This window comes from Streptomyces sp. SL06 (genome assembly GCF_058244745.1).
The window spans coordinates 7229413-7248926 of sequence record NZ_JBSYOT010000002.1; the positions used below are offsets into that span (position 1 = coordinate 7229413).

The window sequence follows — 19514 nt, forward strand, 5'->3', positions numbered from 1 at the left end:
TGTAGAGGGCACTCGCAACCAGCGTCAAGCATTTGTCCTGACATCTTGCCCTGATGGGCAAATGATGTCAGTACAAACGTTGACCCCGGGGTGGCGTGACGGTTCTATCTCGTCATAAGCAACAGCCGTGTTAACGGCATGTGATCGGCGGCGTTCGCCCGGTCAGCCGCTTCTCCCTTTCCCCAGTAGCACAGTGAGGTGCCGGAAAGATGGATCGTTCGTCCCAACCCCGTTCCCGCAGAGTCGTCCCCGTCGTCGCGGTGGCGGCGGCCGCCGCGCTGCTCGTGGCCGGGTGCTCCAGCAGTTCGGGAGGCAAGAAGGCCGACGAGAGCGGGGCCGGTGTCTCGGCAGGCAAGGCCGACACTCCCCGTATGACGGTCGCGATGATCACGCACGCGGCTCCTGGCGACACGTTCTGGGACACGATCCGCAAGGGTGCCCAGGCCGCTGCCGCCAAGGACAACGTCAAGTTGGTCTACTCCAGCGATCCCAGCGCGGGCAACCAGGCCAACCTGGTCCAGAACGCCATCGATCAGAAGGTCGACGGCATCGCCGTCACGCTCGCCAAGCCGGACGCCCTCAAGGGCGTGGTCGCCAAGGCCGAGCAGGCCGGCATCCCCGTCGTCGGCTTCAACACGGGCGTGCAGGACTGGAAGAAGCAGGGCCTGCTCCAGTTCTTCGGCCAGGACGAGAGCATCGCCGGAGAGGCGTTCGGCCGCAGGCTCAACGAGGCAGGCGCCAAGCACACCATCTGCGTGATCATGGAACAGGGGCAGGTCGCCCTGGAGGCCCGCTGCGCAGGCGTGAAGAAGACCTTCTCCGGCACGACGGACATCCTCTATGTCAACGGCACCGACATGCCGTCCGTGAAGTCGACGATCACCGCCAAGCTCAAGCAGGACGACTCCATCGACTACGTGACGACGCTCGGCGCCCCGTTCGCGATGACCGCCATCCAGTCCATCGCCGACGCCGGCGGCAAGACGAAGCTCGCCACCTTCGACGTCAACAAGGACGCGGTCGGCGCCATCAAGGACGGCAGGATCCAGTGGGCCGTCGACCAGCAGCCCTACCTCCAGGGATACCTGTCGATCGACTCCCTGTGGCTCTACAAGACGAACGGCAACTACAGCGGCGGCGGCGAGGCTCCCGTGCTGACCGGTCCGGCCTTCGTCGACAAGTCCAACGTCGACCGGATCGCCCAGTTCGCCGCGAAGGGAACCCGGTGATTCCCGTGATCCACCATGCTGACCACTCCCGCACCCGTTCCCGCAGAGTCGTCCCCGTCGTCGCGGTGGCGGCGGCCGCCGCGCTGCTCGTGGCCGGGTGCTCCAGCAGTTCGGGAGGCAAGAAGGCCGACGAGAGCGGGGCCGGTGTCTCGGCAGGCAAGGCCGACACTCCCCGTATGACGGTCGCGATGATCACGCACGCGGCTCCTGGCGACACGTTCTGGGACACGATCCGCAAGGGTGCCCAGGCCGCTGCCGCCAAGGACAACGTCAAGTTGGTCTACTCCAGCGATCCCAGCGCGGGCAACCAGGCCAACCTGGTCCAGAACGCCATCGATCAGAAGGTCGACGGCATCGCCGTCACGCTCGCCAAGCCGGACGCCCTCAAGAGCGTGCTGGGCAAGGCGGAGGCGGCCGGGATACCGGTGGTCGGTTTCAACTCCGGTGTCAGCGAGTGGAAGAAGGTCGGCCTGCTGGAGTTCTTCGGCCAGGACGAGACCGTCGCGGGCGAGGCGCTCGGCAAGAGGCTGAACACCGTCGGTGCCAAGAAGGCCGTCTGTGTGATCCAGGAACAGGGCAACATCGGCCTGACCCAGCGCTGTACCGGCGTGAAGAAGACGTTCTCCGGCACGACGGACATCCTCTATGTCAACGGCACCGACATGCCGTCCGTGAAGTCGACGATCACCGCCAAGCTCAAGCAGGACGACTCGATCGACTACGTGGTCGGGCTCGCCGCCCCCATCGCTTTGACCGCCGTCCAGTCGGTGTCCGACGCCGGCAGCAAGGCGAAGGTCGCCACGTTCGACCTCAACAAGGACCTGACCGGTGCCATCAGCAAGGGCACCATCGAGTTCGCCGTCGACCAGCAGCCCTACCTCCAGGGCTACCTTGCCGTCGACGGCCTGTGGCTCTACAAGAACAACGGCAACTACAGCGGCGGCGGCGAGGCTCCCGTGCTGACCGGTCCGGCCTTCGTCGACAAGTCCAACGTCGACCGGATCGCCCAGTTCGCCGCGAAGGGAACCCGGTGATGACCATGACCCAGACCACGGCCCCGGCGACGGGTTCCCCGTCGCCGGCTCCGCCGGCCCCGCAGAAGGACGGGCGGACCGCTGAACGGCCGCTTGTCGTACAGGTGTTGGCCCGGCCTGAAGTGGGCGTCTTCCTCGGCGCCCTCGCGGTGTTCGTCTTCTTCTTCGCCGCGGCGCCGGCGCTGCGCGACGGCAGTTCGATGGCGACGGTGCTCTACCAGTCGTCGACCATCGGCATCATGGCGCTGCCCGTGGCCCTCCTGATGATCGGCGGCGAGTTCGACCTGTCGGCCGGCGTCGCGGTGATCACCTCGGCACTGACCGCGGCCATGATCAGCTACCAACTGAGCATGAACGTGTGGCTCGGTGTGATCGTCGCGCTCCTGGTGTCGCTGGGGGTCGGCTTCCTGAACGGCTGGCTGGTGGTCAGGACCGGGCTGCCCAGCTTCCTGATCACCCTGGGCAGCTTCCTGATCCTGCAAGGCGTGAACCTCGCCGTCACCAAGCTGTTCACCGGCAATGTGGCGACCGACGACATCAGCGACATGGACGGCTTCGCCCAGGCGCAGAAGATCTTCGCGACCTCCTTCGACATCGGCGGAGTCCAGGTGAAGATCACCGTCTTGTGGTGGCTGTTCTTCGCGGCCGTCGCCACCTGGGTGCTGCTGCGCACCAAGTACGGCAACTGGATCTTCGCGGTCGGCGGCAACAAGGAGTCGGCGCGGGCCGTCGGCGTCCCGGTGGCCTTCACGAAGATCTCGCTGTTCATGCTGGTCGGCTTCGGTGCCTGGTTCGTCGGCATGCATCAGCTGTTCACCTTCAACACCGTGCAGTCGGGCGAGGGCGTCGGGCAGGAGCTGATCTACATCTCCGCGGCGGTGATCGGCGGCTGCCTGCTGACCGGCGGCGCCGGCTCGGCGATCGGCCCGGTCTTCGGCGCGTTCATGTTCGGCATGGTCCAGCAGGGCATCGTCTTCGCGGGCTGGAATCCGGACTGGTTCAAGGCGTTCCTCGGCGTGATGCTGCTCGGCGCCGTCCTGATCAATCAGTGGGTCCAGCGCACAGCGACCCGGAGGTGACCCCCATGGCAAGCAACAAGACCGGCACCCACGGCGCCGTCCTCGAGGACACCGCGCCCGAGGGCGAGAACCGTCCCGTCGTCCAGCTCCGCAACACCGGCAAGTCCTACGGCAACATCCGTGCCCTGCACGGCGTGGACCTGGAGGTCCATCCCGGCCAGGTCACCTGCGTGCTGGGCGACAACGGCGCGGGCAAGTCCACCCTCATCAAGATCATCTCCGGGCTGCACCAGCACACCGAGGGCGAGTTCCTCGTCGACGGCGAATCGGTGCACTTCTCCACCCCGCGCCAGGCCCTCGACCGCGGCATCGCCACCGTCTACCAGGACCTGGCCACCGTCCCGCTGATGCCGGTGTGGCGCAACTTCTTCCTCGGCTCCGAGATGACCAAGGGCCCCTGGCCCGTGCGCCGCCTCGACATCGAGAGGATGAAGAAGACCGCGGACCAGGAACTGCGCAACATGGGCATCGTCCTGGACGACCTGGAACAGCCCATCGGCACCCTCTCCGGCGGCCAGCGCCAGTGCGTCGCCATCGCCCGCGCCGTCTACTTCGGCGCCCGCGTCCTGATCCTGGACGAGCCCACCGCCGCCCTCGGCGTCAAGCAGTCCGGTGTCGTGCTGAAGTACGTCGCCGCCGCCCGCGAACGCGGCCTCGGCGTCATCTTCATCACCCACAACCCCCACCACGCCTACATGGTCGGCGACCACTTCAGCGTGCTGCGCCTGGGCACCCTCGAACTCAGCGCGCCCCGCGCCGAGATCACCCTGGAGGAACTCACCAACCACATGGCAGGCGGCACCGAACTGGCCGCGCTCAAGCACGAGTTGTCCCAGGTACGCGGCGTCGACGTTGAGGAGCTTCCCGAAGAGGACGCCCTCCAGGCCGGCGCCCCCAAGGCCGACTGACCCCCACCAGCACCGGAGACATCACGAACATGCCAGCTCAGCGACCACTGGGTGTCGCCGTCGTCGGCACCGGCAAAATGGGTGCGGACCATGTGCGCAGACTCCACGACGTCATCAGCGGGGCACGCGTGACGGCCGTCGTCGACATCGAGGCGGAGCGTGCCAAGAAACTCGCGAGTGCCATCGCGGGCTGCACGGCGTACACCGAACCCGCGGCGGCCATGGCGGCTCAGGACGTGGACGCCGTCCTCATCGCTTCCCCGGGGCCCGCTCACGAGGCGGCCCTGCTCGAAGCACTCGGCCGTGATCTGCCGGTGCTGTGCGAGAAGCCGCTCACCCCCGACGCGGCCTCCGCCCTTCGCGTCCTGGAGGCGGAGCGACGGCTCGGGCACCGGCGTGTCCAGGTCGGCTTCATGCGGCGCTACGACAGCGAGTACATGAAGCTGAAGCGGCTCCTCGACGGCGGGGAACTGGGCAGGACACTGATGCTGCACCACCGGCACCGGAACCCGTCCATGCCGCCGTGGTTCACCAACGAGATGCTCATCAACGACTCGGTGGTCCACGAGATGGACGTGACCCGCTGGCTCTTCGGTCAGGAGATCACAGCGGTCACCGTGCACAAGCCGGCCCCGACCTCGCATGCTCCGGCCGGTATGGACGACCCCCAATTCGTGTTGTTCGAAACCGAGTTCGGGGCACTCGCCGACGTGGAGATCTTCGGCCACTGCGGCTACGGCTACCAGGTGCACGCCGAGGCGGTCTGCGAGCGGGGCACCGTACGCATCGGTGACGAGCACGGGCCGCGGCTGAGCGCCGACGGGCGTTGGGGCGGACGTATCACGCCGGACTACGTCGAGCGCTTCGAGGACGCCTACGACCGCGAGGTCCAGGCCTGGGTGGACGCCACCAGGCGCGGCGGGATCACCGGCCCCGGCGTCTGGGACGGCTACGCGGCCGCGGCCGTGTGCGAGGCGGGCGTGCTGTCCCAGCGGGAGGGGCGGCGCGTCGAGGTCGAGCTGATCGAGCGGCCCGCCTTCTACCGGTAGGCCGCGCACCACGGAAAGAGGGCGGTACCGGACCGGTACCGCCCTCTCCCCGTCCCGCTCTACGTCATACCGCGGCCGGAAGGACCGTGCGCGGACGCACCGGGAACCCGGCCGCCCGGTAGCAGTCGTCGATGAGCCGCATGGTGGTCAGCGCGTCGTCGGCGTCGAGCACCAGCGGCGCGCCGTGCCGCAGCCGGGCGGCGAAGGCCTCCAGCTGGTAGGTGTACGAGGACCGGCGGCCGAGTTCCTCGGTGCGCTCCCCGGCGGCCGTACGCACGACGACCCGGTCGTCCAGGTGCGGCTGGACGAAGTTCACCGCCGTGGCCTCACCGAGCGAGCCCACCACGCGGCAGCTCATCTGCCAGGTGTCGTGGGCCATGTGGCAGCGGGCGCTGCCCGTGACGCCGCCCGGGAACTCCAGGTCGGCGTCCAGCCACTCGTCGACGCCCGGCGCCCCCGCCCTCTCACCGCCGCGCGCGGCGACCAGCCGGGGCGCCCCGCCCGCCCATGGCGCGAGCATGCGCTGCGCGTGCAGGCTGTAGCACCCGAGATCCATCAGCGCACCGCCCGCCAGCGGAAGCGACCAGCGTACGTCGCTGTCCGGCGGCGCGGGCATGGCGACCACGGTCTCCACATGCCGCAGCTCACCCAACTCCCCGCTCTCCAGCAGCTCGTGCAGGCGCAGGGTGACCGGGTGGAACAGGTAGTGGAAGCCCTCCATGAACACCGTGCCCGCCTTGGCGACGGCCTGGTGGACCTCGGCCGCCTCCTGCGCGTTGCTTGCCGACGGCTTCTCGGTCAGGACGTGCTTGCCGGCCCGGAGGGCGGCCAGGTTCCACGGCCCGTGCAGGCTGTTGGCCAACGGGTTGTAGACGACCTCGATCTCCGGGTCGGCCACGAGTTCGGCGTAGGAGCCGGCCACCCGCTCCACACCGTGGGCGGCGGCGAAGGCCTCGGCCCGCTCCCGGTCGCGCGCGGCCACCGCGACGAGGCGGTGGCCGCCCGCACGGGCCGGTCCGACGAGGGACAGTTCGGCGATCCGGGCCGCGCCCAGGACGCCGATCCGCAGGGGCTCGTCCGTCATCCCTTACGCACCTCGTCGAGTCGTACGGGCCGGTGCTCGTGGAGTGACAAGGTGCACGCCTCGGCGATCCAACTCGCCTCGATGGCGTCCGCGACCGTGCACGGGGAGGTACGGCTGCCCGCGACGACCTCGGTGAACGCGGTGAGTTCGGCGCGGTAGGCGGCGGAGAAGCGGTCCATGAAGAAGTCGTGCGGGGTACCGGCCGGGAAGGTCGCCCCGGGCTCCACCGAACGCAGCGGCAGCTTGTCCTCCAGCCCGACCGCGATGCTGTCCTTCATACCGTGCAGTTCCAGGCGCACGTCGTAACCGCGGGCGTTGTGCCGGGAGTTGGAGATGGCGGCGATGGTGCCGTCGTCAAGGGTGAGCAGGGCGGACGCCGTGTCGACGTTGCCCGCCGCACGGATGTACTCTGCGCCCCGGTTGCCGCCTGCCGCGTACACCTCCACCACCTCGCGGCCGGTCACCCAGCGCACGATGTCGAAGTCGTGCACGCTGCAGTCGCGGAAGATCCCGCCGGAGACGGCCACGTAGGCGGGCGGCGGCGGAGCGGGGTCGAGGGTGGTGGACCGCACGGTGTGCAGATCGCCGAGTTCACCGCTGACCACGGCCCGGCGCGCGGCCGCACAGCCCGCGTCGAAGCGTCTGTTGTAGCCGATGTGCACCTCGACGCCGCTGCCCTCCACCGCACGCAGCACCTCCAGGCTCTCCTCCACGCCGCGGGCCACGGGCTTCTCGCAGAAGACGGGGATGCCCGCCTTGACGGCGGCCAGGATGAGCTGGGGGTGCGCGTCGGTCGCGGCGGCGACGACGACGCCGTCCACCCCGGCGGCGAGCACCGCTTCGGGGGAGTCCACCGCGGTGGCCCCGAAGCGTTCGGTGGCCGTGGCGACGGCCGCGGCCACCGGGTCGGTGACCACCAGGGAGTCCACCGTGTCAAGCCCGGACAGGGTCTGTGTGTGGAACGCGCCGATGCGGCCCAGCCCCATGATGCCTATACGCATGAGAGTCGTGCTCCTTCAGCCCGAAGGCGGCTCAGTCCTGGCCGCCGAAGACGATCTGGTCCCAGTCGATGACCGAGCCGGTCACCACGCCGCTGCGGTCGGAGAGCAGGAAGACGACGAAGTCCGCGATCTCGTCGACCTGCCCGAGCTTGCCCATGGGCTGCGACCGGGCGGCCTTCTCCCGCCAGTCGTCCCCCGCGTCGTGGAAGGCGCGCTGCGTGGCGTCCTCGCCCTCGGTGTCCGTCCAGCCGATGTTGAGACCGTTGATCCGGATCCGGTCCCAGCGGTGCGCGTGGGCGGCGTTGCGCGTCAGGCCCGCCAGGCCCGCCTTGGCCGCCGAGTACGGCGCCAGGTGGGGCGGCCCGCCGTGCGCGCAGTTGGAGATGATGTTGACGATGGTGCCGGGCGCCTCGCGGCCCGTCATGTCGGCCACCGCCGCCTGCATCGCGAAGAACGGCGCGCGCAGATTGATCGCGATGTGCTGGTCGAAGAGTTCCGGCGTGGTGTCCAGCAGCGAGCCGCGCGAGGTCAGCCCCGCCGCGTTGACGAGACAGTCGATGCGCCCGTGGACGTTGATCGCCTGTACGACGCTGTCGCGCGCCCGCGCCGGATCGGAGAGGTCCGTCCGCACGAAGCGCGCGCCCGTGTCCGCGGCCAGTTTCTCACCGACCTCGGCCCTGCGGCCGGTGAAGACGACGCGCGCGCCCTCCCGGACGGCCGCCCGCACGATGCCCGCGCCGACGCCCTGGCTGCCGCCGTTGACGAGGACGACCTTGTCCTCAAGCAGTCCCATGAATGCTGTGTCCCTTTCAGCTTTGGCGGCGCTTGGCGGCCGCCTGCAATTCCTGGCGAAGCCGCTCGGGGGCCCAGCCCTCGGCGACGGCCTGCCACACGATGTCCGCCTGGGAGGCCGGGGCCAGACCGTCGACCGGCGAGTCGAGGTCGAGGTTGGTGGGGAAGGGGTAGCCCTCGGCGGTGGCCGCGACCACACGGCGCAGCCAGTCCTGCGGGGCGCCCTCGGCCTTGCGCCGCAGCAGCACCGGGAACAGGGCGTTCGCCATCGCCTCGCGGTCCACCGTCTCCATGGCACGCCCGAAGGCGGAGGAGATCTGCAGCAGATTGGCCATGCGCCTGATGCCGGTCGAACGGTTGTGCCCGGCGGCGTGGAAGAGCGCCGGGTTGAAGAACACCGCGTCGCCCTTCTCAAGGGGGAGCTGGACATGGTGGTCCTCGAAGTACTCGACGAACCGGGGGAGCCGCCAGGCCAGATAGCCGGGCTCGAACTTCTGCGAGTGCGGCAGGTACAGCGTCGGGCCGGACTCGACGGGCATGTCGCAGTGGGCCACCGCGCCCTGCAAGGTCAGCACCGGTGAGAGGCGGTGGACGTGCGCCGGGTAGGCGGCGGCGCGCTCCTGGGAGAGGAAGCCGAGATGGTAGTCGCGGTGGACGTTCTGCGCCGCACCGCCCGGGTTGACCACGTTGACCTGGGAGGTGACCTGGTAGGCGGGCCCGAGCCAGGCCTCGGCGATCAGCTCCAGGATGTCGTTGGCGTAGTAGTCGGCGAACACCTCCGGCGCCCGGACGGCCACCTTGTCCAGGGCGTTCCAGACGCGGTCGTTCGCACCGGGCTTGGCGAAGTGGTCGCCGCGGGCCGCGCCGGTGGCGCGCTCCTCCTCGATCAGCGCGCGGAAGGCCTCGGACGCCGCGTCCACGGCCGCCGCGTCGGTGAAGGCCCGCTGGAGCACGACGATGCCGGGCCCGTCGAGCAGGGCCCGGACCAGCTCGTCCTGCACCCTGCGGCGGCCCTGCGGGGAGGCGGCCAGCGAGCGGAGCCGTTCGCTGTCGTAGAGCGGAACACTCTGCTCGATCCGCTCGGCCGAGGGGTGGTCGGCGAGGTCGGTGCTCTGCTCCACGAGTGAGCGGAACACATCGAGATCACAGTCCGCCTCGGTCAGCCAGGTCCCCGCTTCCGCGGCTGTGGGAGACATCCGGGTCCTTTCGCAGTCCGTGCATTTCTGACAGTCTTGAGAACCCCAACACATCATTCAATGCTTGGTAGTGCATCAAAAATCCATCATCAGCCTTGGGATCAGTCATGCGACACCCCTACCCGATCAGGGAAATCGCTCGCCAGGCCGGACTGAGCACGGCCACTGTCGACCGCGTCCTCAACGACCGGGGCAACGTGACGGAGAGCACCATCAGGGAGGTGCACGAAGCCATCAAGGACCTGGACCGCCAGCAGAGCCAGGTCCGGCTCGGGGGCCGCACCTTCATGATCGACATCGTGATGCAGACCCCGGAGCGATTCTCCACCGCCGTCCGGAACGCGCTCGAAGCCGAACTGCCCTCCCTGCATCCCGCTCATGTGCGCTCGCGCTTCCACTTCCGGGAGGCCTGCCCTCCCGAGGAGCTGATCGGAACCCTGGACAAGATCGCGAAGCGCGGCACGCAGGGTGTGATCCTCAAGGCCCCCGACGAGCCGGAGATAGCAGCCGCGGTCGGCCGGCTGGTCGCGGCCGGCATCCCCGTCGTCACCCTGGTGACCGACCTGCCGCACAGCGCACGCCTGGCGTACGTCGGCATCGACAACCGTGCGGCCGGCGCCACCGCCGCCTACCTCCTCGGACAGTGGCTCGGCAAGCGGCCCGGCCATGTGCTCACCACCATCAGCCGGGGCTCCTTCCGGGGCGAGGAGGAGCGCGAGATGGGCTTCCGCAGCGCCATGCGCGTCGCCGACCCCAGACGATCCCTGGTGGAGGTCACCGACAGCGACGGCCTGGACGCCACGCAGCACGATCTCGTCCTGGAGGCGCTCAAACGGGACGAGGAGATCGTCGCCGTGTACTCCGCGGGCGGGGGAAATGTCGCCACCCTCGACGCCTTCGACAGGCTCGGCCGGGAGTGCGAGGTGTTCATCGGGCACGACCTCGACCACGACAACACCCGCCTGCTGCGCGAGCGCCGCCTCTCCGCGGTCCTCCACCACGACCTGCGCCAGGACATGCGCCGGGCCTGCCAGGTCATCATGCGGGCCCACAAGGCACTCCCCGACGACGGCCCCTCGCTGCCCTCGGCGATCCAGGTGGTCACGCCGTTCAACATGCCGCCGGGCGCCCCGTCCGTGTCGGTCGTCGACTGAGACCCGCCGGGTGAGCCGGTGGCGGAAACTCGGTTGCCTGCCGGCGGCAAGGGTGAATGCAATGTCCGCCGTGGCCGCCCGGGTGGGTCCGCCACGGTGAAGCGGGACGGACACAAGTCGTCACTGGGGGACACCAATACATGAATACGCCACCGCCGTAGCCGCTGCCCGCAACGGCGCCGACCGACGGGTCACCCGTCCGGATCGGCGCTCTGGTCCCGCTGACCCTGCCCGGCTGGGTCGAGGCGGGTCAACACGTGCTCGCCGGACTTGAGTTGGGCGTCCGCGACGTGAACGAGAGCGGCTGGATCGGCGGAAGACCCCTCGATCTGGTGGTCCGGGACACCGCGGCCGACCCGGAGAAGGCCGCGGCGGCCGTGGACGACTTGGCCCGCCTGGGCGTGGCCGCCCCGGCGGGGGAGTACCACAGCGTCGTCGCGCGCGCCGTCGCCACCGGGGCCGACGCGCTCGGTCTTCCGTTCCTCTGCTCGTCGGCGGTTCTCGACGCGCTCACCGAACGGCCGACGGCATGGATCGCACGCCTCTCACCGCCGCAGTCCCGCGGCCGGCGGGTCTACGCGGACTTCATCCTCGGCGCGGGCCACCGCCGAATCGCCGTCGCGGCCCAGCCGAGCGTCTACTGGGCCGCCGGGACCCGGATCCTGCGGGACCACCTCGCTCCACGCGGCGGCACCGTCACCGAACTCGACCTGGGCGCGTTCACTCCCGCGACGGTGTGCGACGCACTCGCCGACGAACGTGCGACCGCCCTCCTCCTTCTGGCCGGACACCCGGAGCCGGCCGTGTCGATCGTCAAGTCCGTCCGCCACGACCCGCGCCTCGCCAAGGTCATGATCGGTGCTCCGGCCGGACAGCCGGAGTTCGCCGAGTGGGTCACGGCGCTGGGCGACGACGGCGCCGCGATCCCGTTCCTGCGCTGCCTTCCCGATCGCCTCGGCCCGCTCGGCACCCGGGTCGGCCCGGTTCTCCGCGAACGGCTGGACGCGGCACCCTCGTTCGTCGCCTTCGAGGGGTACGACACGATCGTGGTCCTCGCCGAAGCACTGCGTTCCCACGGCAGCGACCGAGCGGGCATCGCCGCCTCCTGGCCGCACGTCGCGGTCGAGGGCACCCGCGGGAGCATCCGCTTCTCCCGCGTGCCGGGCATCAACGTCTGGCAATGGGCGTCGCCGCCGATCCAGGTCGTCGAGCGGGATCCGGCGCGATCCGATCGGTTCCGGATCCGACTACACCGACTACACCGACTGAGGACTTGGCCGGGGAGGGTCATTCCGCAGCCCCGACCACCCGCGATGCGCCGCCTGTCGGGGAGTACCTCGTCGTGTCCGTCTCAGCCCGGCAGCGCCGCCAGCCGGCGCCGGTCGTTGGGGGACGCCCGCCGAGACCAGGGCGTACAGCAGGGTCTCCTCGACGATCTCGCGCCGGGCCGCGCTGCCGCCGACTTCGGGGAGCTTGGGCAGCAGGCGTTCCAACTGCTGTGCCGCCCGGGGCCACGCCTCCTCCACGACGCTCTCGAACGCCTCGCACAACGGGGCGATGACCTCTTGCTGGGCGAGGTCGGCGGTCCGGGGGCAGTCCCACGCGGCCGGCCGGTGCGGATCGTCGACCAGAAGCTGAAACGGTGGTCGTGGATCAACTCGTCGCAAAGTTCCGCCCTGTAGGCAGTGGCCGACGGGAACTCCCGCCGCGGGGGAAGAACAGGGCTTGATCAAGTTGCGTAGGTGTCCGGGTTGTTGACGATGCCCGGTGTGAACGGTGGAGGTGTCCTCGGCGAAGGTGACGTCCCTGATGTGGTGCGAGGAGTTCTCCGCTCCCCGCTCTCGCGAGTCTCGCGAAGGGCCGCCACTGACGGCCGCCGACGGCTCGGACACACAGACGATGCCTGCCCTTGCTTTCGAGGACCACCCCCGGCCAAAAGGCAGAATACCGATCAGTTTCGGCCCCATATCGGGGAAGTTGGAAAGGCCAGGAATCAACGCGATCTGCAGTTCGATGACGTCGTGAAGCAGTCCCTCCGGGCTGGTCGTTGCAGGTCGCAGGCGGGGCATTTCAGGGAATCGTTCAATGGGAAAACAACTCGTGGGGCAGTTCCAGCCATCATGGTGGCCGGACAAGAACGTCGCAGTCAGCCTGCGGCCAGGTGATGGGCGAGAAGCCGCAGGGTCGCGCCGCATGGGTTGATTAATGAGGGGGTAGGCAGCAGCACGAAGATCCTGGTGCGCGAGGCCTTGGCCCTTGAATATCAAGGTTTTACTCCCGGCATCCCGGATTTCGTGTCCATCGAGAGAATCCGGAGGGAAGTCACATGACTTTTAGGAACATCTTCGACAGCGGCGAAAGTGAAGCCAGGTCGGCCGAAGAGTCCGCTCGGAAGGTCCATGAAACGATTCCCGGGGCTCGGCCCGAAAGGGAAGGGGTCGATCCCGAGCTGTACGACGGCATTCCTGACGCTGCGCGCGACCCGAAGATTGTGCGCGACACGTCGCATGAGGCGCTCAGCATCATGGAAAACTTCATCACCCCCCTGTTCGAGAACACCCAGACGGCAGCGGCAAAGCAGAAAGAAGCCAGTGAGAACCCCGAGTCCACGTCCGGTATGGCGTCTTCGGCCAATAATGAGGCATTCAAGAAGGTGAAAGTGGAGATCAAGGAAGAAGACCGGCCGAAGATCAGAGAGGAAGACCGTCCAAAGGCCAACGACGAGTAGCTGGAAGAACCGGGGATCGAAGGCCTCGGCCTTATGAGCCAGCAGCCCTTGAGCGGCAGCAACGGCCCCGCTCGGCAGCCTGACGACTCCTCACCTGGGCGTGCCGGGCCGTCAGCAGCTCACAAGTGGTCCCTGACGAATCGTTGAGTTCTGGTATGCAAGGAGGCTGAAGGCCATGGGCGGTCCCACCAAGAACAATGTGAGTACGACTCATCTCGGCGAACGATTTGTGCGCCACCCGCTGACAAAGCGAAACCTGGAGGAACTCGGCATCGCCGGAAAGGCCGCTGCCATCCTGGAGCGGGACAAGGAAAAGCTGAGGCGGAAGGCCGAGAAGAAGGCGAAGGATGGGAGCGACCGGTATGTCTCCCCTACCGGATTTTCTTTGAACAAGGGACGATTCGACTTTCCCGAGGAGGACACCGCGCACGACCTCGGGTGGATCGCCTACATGACGGTGGGTGTGCCGCTCGTCGAAGAGCGGGGCGACATCGCGCAACCCCCTCCCGACGTGATTTCCAAGCAGACGTACGTCAATCGGACCGACCCCATCCCCACCGACTGGTCGCACACGGTCGAATTCTCGATCTCGAACACGATCAGCTGGTCGCTCCAGGGGCAGGTGCAGCTCACGTTCGGGGCAAAAGTCACTGCCGCACTGCAGCAACAGCTGCAGAAGAGCATGGCTTTGAATCAATCGCAGAAGAGCACCCTGAAGAACAGCAAGGACAATCAAGGCGTTGACACGGAGTCTCAGTCGCAGACGACGAGCACGTCAACGGCCACGAGCACCGCCACGGGTACTGGCGAATTGTCGGCACAGCTGATGCTCGGGATCACGGGTTCCGTCAGTGGTTCGCTGACCACTTCGTTCAAGACCTCGTCCACGTTGAGCGGCAAAGTCGGCAGCCGCGTGGACGTCCTGGCCACCCAGCAACGTCAGGTGCGGAGGTTCGACTACGAATACCCCATCTCCTTCGGTGGGTGGGTCGCTCTGTATTACCCCGAGCCGGTGGAGGTCAAAGAGACCCTCCCGAGCGGTCCACAGGCGAAGGAGCCGAAATATTCCAGGGTGCTTGCATGGAAACTCGGCGAGACCGGCACGGCCGCGGAGGCCTTCGACTTGACCGATGAAGGCAAGCCGTTCCTGCAAAAAGGGGAGGCTGAGGTCGTTTCCACCCTTGCCGGGGTGCACGAGATCTTCGAGCTTGAAAAACTCAATTTCGATGTGTCGAAGCACCCCCTTCACCAGGGCAGGGGCAAGGAGCAGGAGCGCCCGAAAAGGGCTCCCTCGGTGTGCGCCGACGGGCTGGGCAGATCGTACGGCCTGGCGCTGGACGAGCCGAACAACAAGGCGTACGTCGCCGACCGGAACGGCCGGCTGTACGAGGTGGATCTCACCTCGGATCTCCGCTCCGGCAACCGGCGTGAGGTCGCGAGCGGCCTGGGCGACATCGTGGATGTGGCGCTGGACCTGTCGAAGAAGGTCGCGTACGTCACCGACTACACAGGTGGCCGCTTGTGCAAGGTGAACAACCTGTTCGATGACTCCAAGGCCGTCGAAGTCGTCGAGGTCGCCAAGGTCCCCCACGTGTACGGCCTCGCGCTGGACGGGTCGGACAGGGCCTATGTCACCGACTACGACAACGGGCAGTTGATCGCGGTCGAGCTGAAGGACGAACTGGAGAGCGGAGAGGCAAGGACGAAGCCGGTCATCGGGGGCATGGCGCATGCCTCCGGAGTAGCGCTGAACAGGGACGGCAGCAGGGCGTACGTCGGCCGGTACGTCAGCGGCCCTCTGTACGAGGTCGACCTCAATCCCCCTTCAGGCGCCACCAAGAGCGAAGTCGCCACCTTCTCCGCAAGCACCTACGTCGCGCTGGACGGCAAGGGCCGCGCATACGTCTCCGACCATGCGGGCGATTGCCTGCACGAGGTCGACCTGGATGAGAAGACGAAGGGCCTGCGGCGCGTGGTCGCCACCGGGCTTGGCGATGCTTGCGGCGTCGGGCTGCACAGCCGCACCGGCAAGATCTACGTCAGCAATATGGCCGGCCGGCTGTGGGAGATCCCGGACGTGCTGCCCGAGTCTCGGGAAACGTCGTAACGCAGGTCGTCTTTCGCGGGTGGTCGGGCAGTGGTCGGTTGGGGTGCATGGCAGAGCGGGTACGGGCCTCGTGGTCGCTGATCTGCGCCCCTGCTTCGACTCGGTGCCCGACCCGCGCGCACGGCGGGCCGGTGGTACTTGCCTCGGAAGTGATTGGGGCGGTTCGGGACATCGACCCGTGTACGGGCCACCATTTCGACGAGCCGACCGGCCGTGTAACGGTGGCATGCACGGATGCCGCGGCAGGCTCGGCCCGAAAGGGTCGGCGGGTACCGCGACCCGTCGAGCCGAAGGGAGCGGCTCCACCATGGCGCCACCCGTTCCGCCCAGGAGCCAATGGTTCCGCACCTTCCATCCGCGCCCGGCCGCCCGGATCACCCTGGTGTGCCTGCCGTACGCCGGAGGGGCCGCGAGCGCCTTCTTCTCGCTGTCGGAGCGGCTGCCCGCCGAGATCGAGGTGCTCGCCGCGCAGTATCCGGGGCGCCAGGACCGGATACGCGAGCCCTGCCTGAAGACCGTGCCGGAGCTTGCCCTGGGCGCGTTCGATGAGTTGGGAGCGCGCGTCGCGGGCGGTCCCTTCGCCCTTTTCGGGCACAGCATGGGCGGCGCCGTCGCCTTCGAACTGGCCCGGCTCCTCGAACGCGAGGGCCCCGCCGCGCCCAGCGCCCTGTTCGTCTCCGGCCGTCGCGCCCCGTCGATCTCCGGCGACCGCGGCATACGCTTCCGCGACGACGACGGCCTCGTCGAGGAACTCCGGGAGCTGGAGGGCACCGACCGCCGCGTCCTCGACGAACCCGAATTGCTGCGGCTCGTCCTGCCGACGGTGCGCGCCGACTACGGTGCCGCGGAGACCTACCACACCGGAGCCGACGCCCTGGTAGGCAGCCCGGTCGTGGCACTCGCGGGGGACCGGGACCCCCATGTCCGGCTCGACGAGGCGGCCGCCTGGCGCGGGCACACCGCCGGCGCCTTCGACATGAAGGTCTTCCCCGGCGGCCACTTCTTCCTGACCGACCACGAGCCGGAGATCGCCGCGCTCGTCACCGACACCCTGCGCGCCACCGCCCGCCCGGGACCCGTCGCCGGCTGAGGACGGAGCGGGGGAGAGGTCACGTCCCGCACTCGCCCCCGCCCGTGCGGACACCGTCCGTCGGGGGGGGCACATGCCGGACCCGACGCGGCGCTCGACGCCGACCCGGGCCCTCGTGGTTCACACGTCCCACGCGACCGGAAGACTCTTCACCCCGTGGATGTCGGACAGTTCCGTGCGCAGGACGATGTCCTCGGCCGGTACGGCGAGCCGCAGTGAGGGGAAGCGGTTGACCAGCGCGGCGAAGCCGACACGCATCTCGACCCGCGCCAGTTGCTGACCCAGGCACTGGTGGATGCCGTGCCCGAAGGCCACGTGCCCGCCCTCCTGCCGCCCGAAGTCGAGCACATGCGGGTCGGTGAAGCGCCCGGGGTCACGGTTCGCCGTGTTGTAGGACAGGATGAGCGACGAGCCGGCCCTGACGGTACGCCCGCCGAGACGGACGTCTTCCAGCGCCGTACGCATGAAGGTCTTGCCGACGCTGAGATACCGCAGCAGCTCCTCCACGGCCCGGTCGGTGAGCCCGGGGTCGGCACGCAGCCCGGCGAGCTGCTCGGGGTGGCGCAGCAGCGCGAAGGTGCCGAGCGCCAGCATGTTCGCCGTGGTGTCGAGACCGGCCGCGAGCAGTACCAGCGCCATTCCCCGCAGTTCCTCGTCGGTGAGGTCGCTGTCGGTGAGTTCGCTGAGCACGTCGTCGGTGGGGTGCGCGCGCTTCGCGGCCACCAGCTCGCCCAGGCGGTGCCGGGTCGCGGTGTAGGCGGCGACCGCGTCCTCGTCCTGCGCCTCGGCGTCCATGAACGACTCGAACTGCGCCTGGAAGGAGGCCCGGTCGGAGTGCGGAACGCCCAGCAGCTCACAGATCATCATGGCCGGGACGGGCTTGGCGAACGCGCTCACGAGATCCGCGGGAGGGCCCGACTCCGCCATGGCGTCCAGGTGTTCGGCGGTGATCTGCTCCAGGCGCTCGGTCAGCAGCCGCATCCGGCGCACGGTGAACTTGCCCATCAGCGGCTTGCGGTAGCGGCTGTGCTCGGGGTCGTCCATGAGGAGGAACTCGCCCGGCGGTACCGGCGGCAGCTCCAGGCCGCCGTAGTCGACGGTCGGATGACGCATGAACTCCCGCCGCGAGCTGAACCGCGGATCCGACAACACCGACTTGATCAGGTCGTACCCCGTGACCAGCCAGCCGACATGGCCGTCCGGGAAGGTGTAGCGGCTGAGGGGACCGTGCCGCTGGGCTTCGAGCAGTTCCGTCGGAGGGTCGAAGGGGCAGCCGGGCCGCCGCGCCGTGGGCAGTGTGGAGACGGTGTGCAACGGGTCACCCATGACCCTTCCTCATCTCGCGAGAGAGTGAATTCGACAAAGCCCGAAAGATACGTCCCGTGGGGAATGGGCATCAACAGCGGACCGGCATCGCGGCGTGCGCGGGACGCAATCCTCCGGCCGTCCCGCACGCCTTTCTACCCGGCTGGACGCGAACATGTCCACCCCCGGCCTTCTTCTTTTCCGGAACCGCCCCGGGAAGTCCGCCGTAACTCCAGGAGTTCCATACCGGAGGCCTTCGTGCCGCACTCGGCAGGTGAAAAGAGACTTCGTGCCGTAACGGCGGAGCTTGCCGATGCCCGGAGAGGTCCGTGCCCGGTGATGATGGCGAGAACTCTGCGGAGTTCGCGGCCGGCCGGCCACCCCGACGAGTAGGCGGTTCACTGCATGCTTCTGAACAGTTTTGACGAGTGGTCGCGACTGCGTGAGGTCGTCGTCGGATCCGCGGAGAACTACGTCTCGCACGAGCGGGAACTCTCGTTCGACCTCTTCTTCCACGACAACCTCGCCCAGGACAACCCCGGCCGGTCCGAGTGGTACTACCCCCGGCTGTCCGCACGCGGCCAGGAGCCCGACCGGCAGCGGCTGCCGGTGGCCCAACGCTATGTCGACGAGCTGAACGAGGATCTCGAAGGGCTGGCCGACACCCTGCGCGGCCTCGGCGTCACCGTCCACCGCCCCCGCGCGCTGCCCGCCGAGACCGCCGAGGTCACCACCCCTGCCTGGTCCGCCTCCGTCGTGCCGCCGCTCAACATCCGCGACAACACGCTCATCCTCGGCGACGAGATCATCGAGACACCTCCGATGATCCGCTCCCGCTACTTCGAGACCCAGATGCTCAAACCGCTGTTCCAGGAGTACTTCCGGCGCGGCTGCCGCTGGACCACCATGCCCCGCCCGCTGATGACGGACGCCTCCTTCGACCTGTCCTACGTGCGGACCGCGACCGCCGGCGGACCGACCGAGCCCATCGCGGATCCCCGGCCCTCACCCTGGGACGTCGGTCTGGAGATGATGTTCGACGCGGCCCAGTGCCTCCGGCTCGGCCGGGACATCGTCGCGAACGTCTCGACGGAGAACCACGAACTCGCGGTCACCTGGCTGGAGCGCCACCTCGAAGGCCGCTTCCGCGTCCACCGCGTCCACCGGCTGAGCGACAGCCACATCGACAGCATGGTGCTGGCCCTGCGCCCCGGCCTGCTGCTCGTCCGCTCCGAAGCGGTCGCCGACGCCCTGCCGCCCGCGCTGCGCCGCTGGGACCGGATCGTCGCCCCCACCCCCACGGAGAACGGCTTTCCGCGCTACGACGCCGACGCGCTCATCCTGACCAGCCCCTTCATCGACCTCAACGTGCTGTCCGTCGACCCGGACACCGTCCTGGTCAACGAGGCGAGCCCGGAACTCGTCCGGACCCTGGAGGAGGCGAAGTTCACCGTCGTGCCGGTACGGCACCGGCACCGCCGCCTCTTCGGCGGCGGGTTCCACTGCTTCACCCTCGACACCGTGCGTGACGGCGGACCCGAGGACTACCTCGAATGAACCGGCCGCCGCGTTCCCCGGCATTCCCGCCTTTCCCGGTACGAGGAGAAGCGGCGCGCCGTGCCGCGGCGCCCCATATGGCCTCGGGGATGTAACGGCGGAGTTCGCGGATGGTCCCGCACCCGCCGGATGAAACCGTGGGACGCTCGCGGGGGGTGCTGTGCGCATACTCCGGGAACTCGAATTCAGGGGAATGCGGAG

General features: G+C 68.6%; 15 protein-coding genes and 1 pseudogene. 11 read left to right on the plus strand and 5 right to left on the minus strand.

Going from position 1 to position 19514, the window contains the following annotated elements; translation table 11 throughout:
• Positions 1-209 precede the first annotated feature (209 nt).
• From AC4IHM_RS33030 to AC4IHM_RS33050, 5 genes are read left to right on the plus strand one after another with little or no spacing between them, the layout of a single operon-like run.
• A complete protein-coding gene (locus tag AC4IHM_RS33030; RefSeq protein WP_490870645.1) occupies positions 210-1229 on the plus strand; it encodes a sugar ABC transporter substrate-binding protein in 1020 nt (339 codons plus the stop codon).
• Positions 1230-1237: 8 nt separating this feature from the next.
• Entirely contained in the window at positions 1238-2263 is a 1026-nt protein-coding gene (locus AC4IHM_RS33035) for a sugar ABC transporter substrate-binding protein (RefSeq protein ID WP_490871005.1), read from the plus strand.
• Positions 2263-3342: an ABC transporter permease gene (locus AC4IHM_RS33040; protein WP_490870646.1), complete on the plus strand. Its 1080-nt coding sequence runs from the start codon at positions 2263-2265 to the stop codon at positions 3340-3342. Before AC4IHM_RS33035 ends, AC4IHM_RS33040 begins: the two co-directional genes overlap by 1 nt.
• A 5-nt stretch (positions 3343-3347) precedes the next feature.
• Positions 3348-4250, plus strand: a complete 903-nt coding sequence (locus AC4IHM_RS33045; protein ID WP_490870647.1) for an ATP-binding cassette domain-containing protein — start codon at positions 3348-3350, stop codon at positions 4248-4250.
• A 29-nt stretch (positions 4251-4279) separates the two neighbouring features.
• Complete coding sequence (locus AC4IHM_RS33050; RefSeq protein WP_490870648.1) at positions 4280-5299, plus strand: Gfo/Idh/MocA family protein; 1020 nt, start codon at positions 4280-4282, stop codon at positions 5297-5299.
• A 64-nt stretch (positions 5300-5363) separates the two neighbouring features.
• Here AC4IHM_RS33050 and AC4IHM_RS33055 read toward each other — a convergent pair whose 3' ends face one another.
• From AC4IHM_RS33055 to AC4IHM_RS33070, 4 genes are read right to left on the minus strand one after another with little or no spacing between them, the layout of a single operon-like run.
• Positions 5364-6383, minus strand: coding sequence for a Gfo/Idh/MocA family protein (locus AC4IHM_RS33055; RefSeq protein ID WP_490870649.1), 1020 nt, complete (start codon positions 6381-6383; stop codon positions 5364-5366).
• Positions 6380-7384: a Gfo/Idh/MocA family protein gene (locus AC4IHM_RS33060; protein WP_490870650.1), complete on the minus strand. Its 1005-nt coding sequence runs from the start codon at positions 7382-7384 to the stop codon at positions 6380-6382. The genes AC4IHM_RS33055 and AC4IHM_RS33060 overlap by 4 nt, the downstream gene beginning before the upstream one ends.
• Positions 7385-7415: 31 nt before the next feature.
• Positions 7416-8177 (minus strand): SDR family oxidoreductase, encoded by a 762-nt coding sequence (locus AC4IHM_RS33065; RefSeq protein ID WP_490870651.1) that lies wholly within the window; start codon positions 8175-8177, stop codon positions 7416-7418.
• A 16-nt stretch (positions 8178-8193) separates the two neighbouring features.
• Positions 8194-9372: a phytanoyl-CoA dioxygenase family protein gene (locus AC4IHM_RS33070; RefSeq protein WP_490870652.1), complete on the minus strand. Its 1179-nt coding sequence runs from the start codon at positions 9370-9372 to the stop codon at positions 8194-8196.
• A 107-nt stretch (positions 9373-9479) separates the two neighbouring features.
• On the opposite strand from AC4IHM_RS33070, the gene AC4IHM_RS33075 reads away from it, so the two are divergent.
• The 5 genes and pseudogenes from AC4IHM_RS33075 (at position 9480) to AC4IHM_RS33095 (ending at position 16451) form a co-directional block, all read left to right on the plus strand.
• The gene (locus AC4IHM_RS33075) at positions 9480-10526 is read left to right on the plus strand and encodes a LacI family DNA-binding transcriptional regulator (protein WP_490870653.1); all 1047 of its coding nucleotides are present in this window, start codon (positions 9480-9482) and stop codon (positions 10524-10526) included.
• A 164-nt stretch (positions 10527-10690) separates the two neighbouring features.
• A pseudogene (locus tag AC4IHM_RS33080) lies at positions 10691-11770 on the plus strand (ABC transporter substrate-binding protein); the annotation flags it as partial.
• Positions 11771-12852: 1082 nt separating this feature from the next.
• Positions 12853-13254, plus strand: coding sequence for a hypothetical protein (locus tag AC4IHM_RS33085; protein ID WP_490870654.1), 402 nt, complete (start codon positions 12853-12855; stop codon positions 13252-13254).
• Between the two features lie 175 nt (positions 13255-13429).
• On the plus strand, positions 13430-15361 hold the full coding sequence (locus tag AC4IHM_RS33090; RefSeq protein WP_490870655.1) for an NHL repeat-containing protein: 1932 nt from the start codon (positions 13430-13432) through the stop codon (positions 15359-15361).
• A gap of 307 nt (positions 15362-15668) precedes the next feature.
• Positions 15669-16451, plus strand: a complete 783-nt coding sequence (locus AC4IHM_RS33095; RefSeq protein ID WP_490870656.1) for a thioesterase II family protein — start codon at positions 15669-15671, stop codon at positions 16449-16451.
• 120 nt (positions 16452-16571) lie between these two features.
• Here AC4IHM_RS33095 and AC4IHM_RS33100 read toward each other — a convergent pair whose 3' ends face one another.
• Positions 16572-17777, minus strand: a complete 1206-nt coding sequence (locus AC4IHM_RS33100) for a cytochrome P450 (protein ID WP_490870657.1) — start codon at positions 17775-17777, stop codon at positions 16572-16574.
• Positions 17778-18161: 384 nt separating this feature from the next.
• Between AC4IHM_RS33100 and AC4IHM_RS33105 the strand changes: the two genes are divergently transcribed.
• Positions 18162-19313: a glycine amidinotransferase gene (locus AC4IHM_RS33105; RefSeq protein WP_490870658.1), complete on the plus strand. Its 1152-nt coding sequence runs from the start codon at positions 18162-18164 to the stop codon at positions 19311-19313.
• Positions 19314-19514: the final 201 nt, after the last annotated feature.

Excerpts from the sequence above, each read along its gene's own strand:
- AC4IHM_RS33030 (WP_490870645.1), top strand. The coding sequence starts at position 210 with ATGGATCGTTCGTCCCAACCCCGTTCCCGCAGAGTCGTCCCCGTCGTC.
- AC4IHM_RS33040 (WP_490870646.1), top strand. The coding sequence starts at position 2,263 with ATGACCATGACCCAGACCACGGCCCCGGCGACGGGTTCCCCGTCGCCG.
- AC4IHM_RS33045 (WP_490870647.1), top strand. The coding sequence starts at position 3,348 with ATGGCAAGCAACAAGACCGGCACCCACGGCGCCGTCCTCGAGGACACC.
- AC4IHM_RS33050 (WP_490870648.1), top strand. The coding sequence starts at position 4,280 with ATGCCAGCTCAGCGACCACTGGGTGTCGCCGTCGTCGGCACCGGCAAA.
- AC4IHM_RS33055 (WP_490870649.1), bottom strand. The coding sequence starts at position 6,383 with ATGACGGACGAGCCCCTGCGGATCGGCGTCCTGGGCGCGGCCCGGATC.
- AC4IHM_RS33060 (WP_490870650.1), bottom strand. The coding sequence starts at position 7,384 with ATGCGTATAGGCATCATGGGGCTGGGCCGCATCGGCGCGTTCCACACA.
- AC4IHM_RS33065 (WP_490870651.1), bottom strand. The coding sequence starts at position 8,177 with ATGGGACTGCTTGAGGACAAGGTCGTCCTCGTCAACGGCGGCAGCCAG.
- AC4IHM_RS33070 (WP_490870652.1), bottom strand. The coding sequence starts at position 9,372 with ATGTCTCCCACAGCCGCGGAAGCGGGGACCTGGCTGACCGAGGCGGAC.
- AC4IHM_RS33075 (WP_490870653.1), top strand. The coding sequence starts at position 9,480 with ATGCGACACCCCTACCCGATCAGGGAAATCGCTCGCCAGGCCGGACTG.
- AC4IHM_RS33085 (WP_490870654.1), top strand. The coding sequence starts at position 12,853 with ATGACTTTTAGGAACATCTTCGACAGCGGCGAAAGTGAAGCCAGGTCG.
- AC4IHM_RS33090 (WP_490870655.1), top strand. The coding sequence starts at position 13,430 with ATGGGCGGTCCCACCAAGAACAATGTGAGTACGACTCATCTCGGCGAA.
- AC4IHM_RS33095 (WP_490870656.1), top strand. The coding sequence starts at position 15,669 with ATGGCGCCACCCGTTCCGCCCAGGAGCCAATGGTTCCGCACCTTCCAT.
- AC4IHM_RS33100 (WP_490870657.1), bottom strand. The coding sequence starts at position 17,777 with ATGGGTGACCCGTTGCACACCGTCTCCACACTGCCCACGGCGCGGCGG.
- AC4IHM_RS33105 (WP_490870658.1), top strand. The coding sequence starts at position 18,162 with ATGCTTCTGAACAGTTTTGACGAGTGGTCGCGACTGCGTGAGGTCGTC.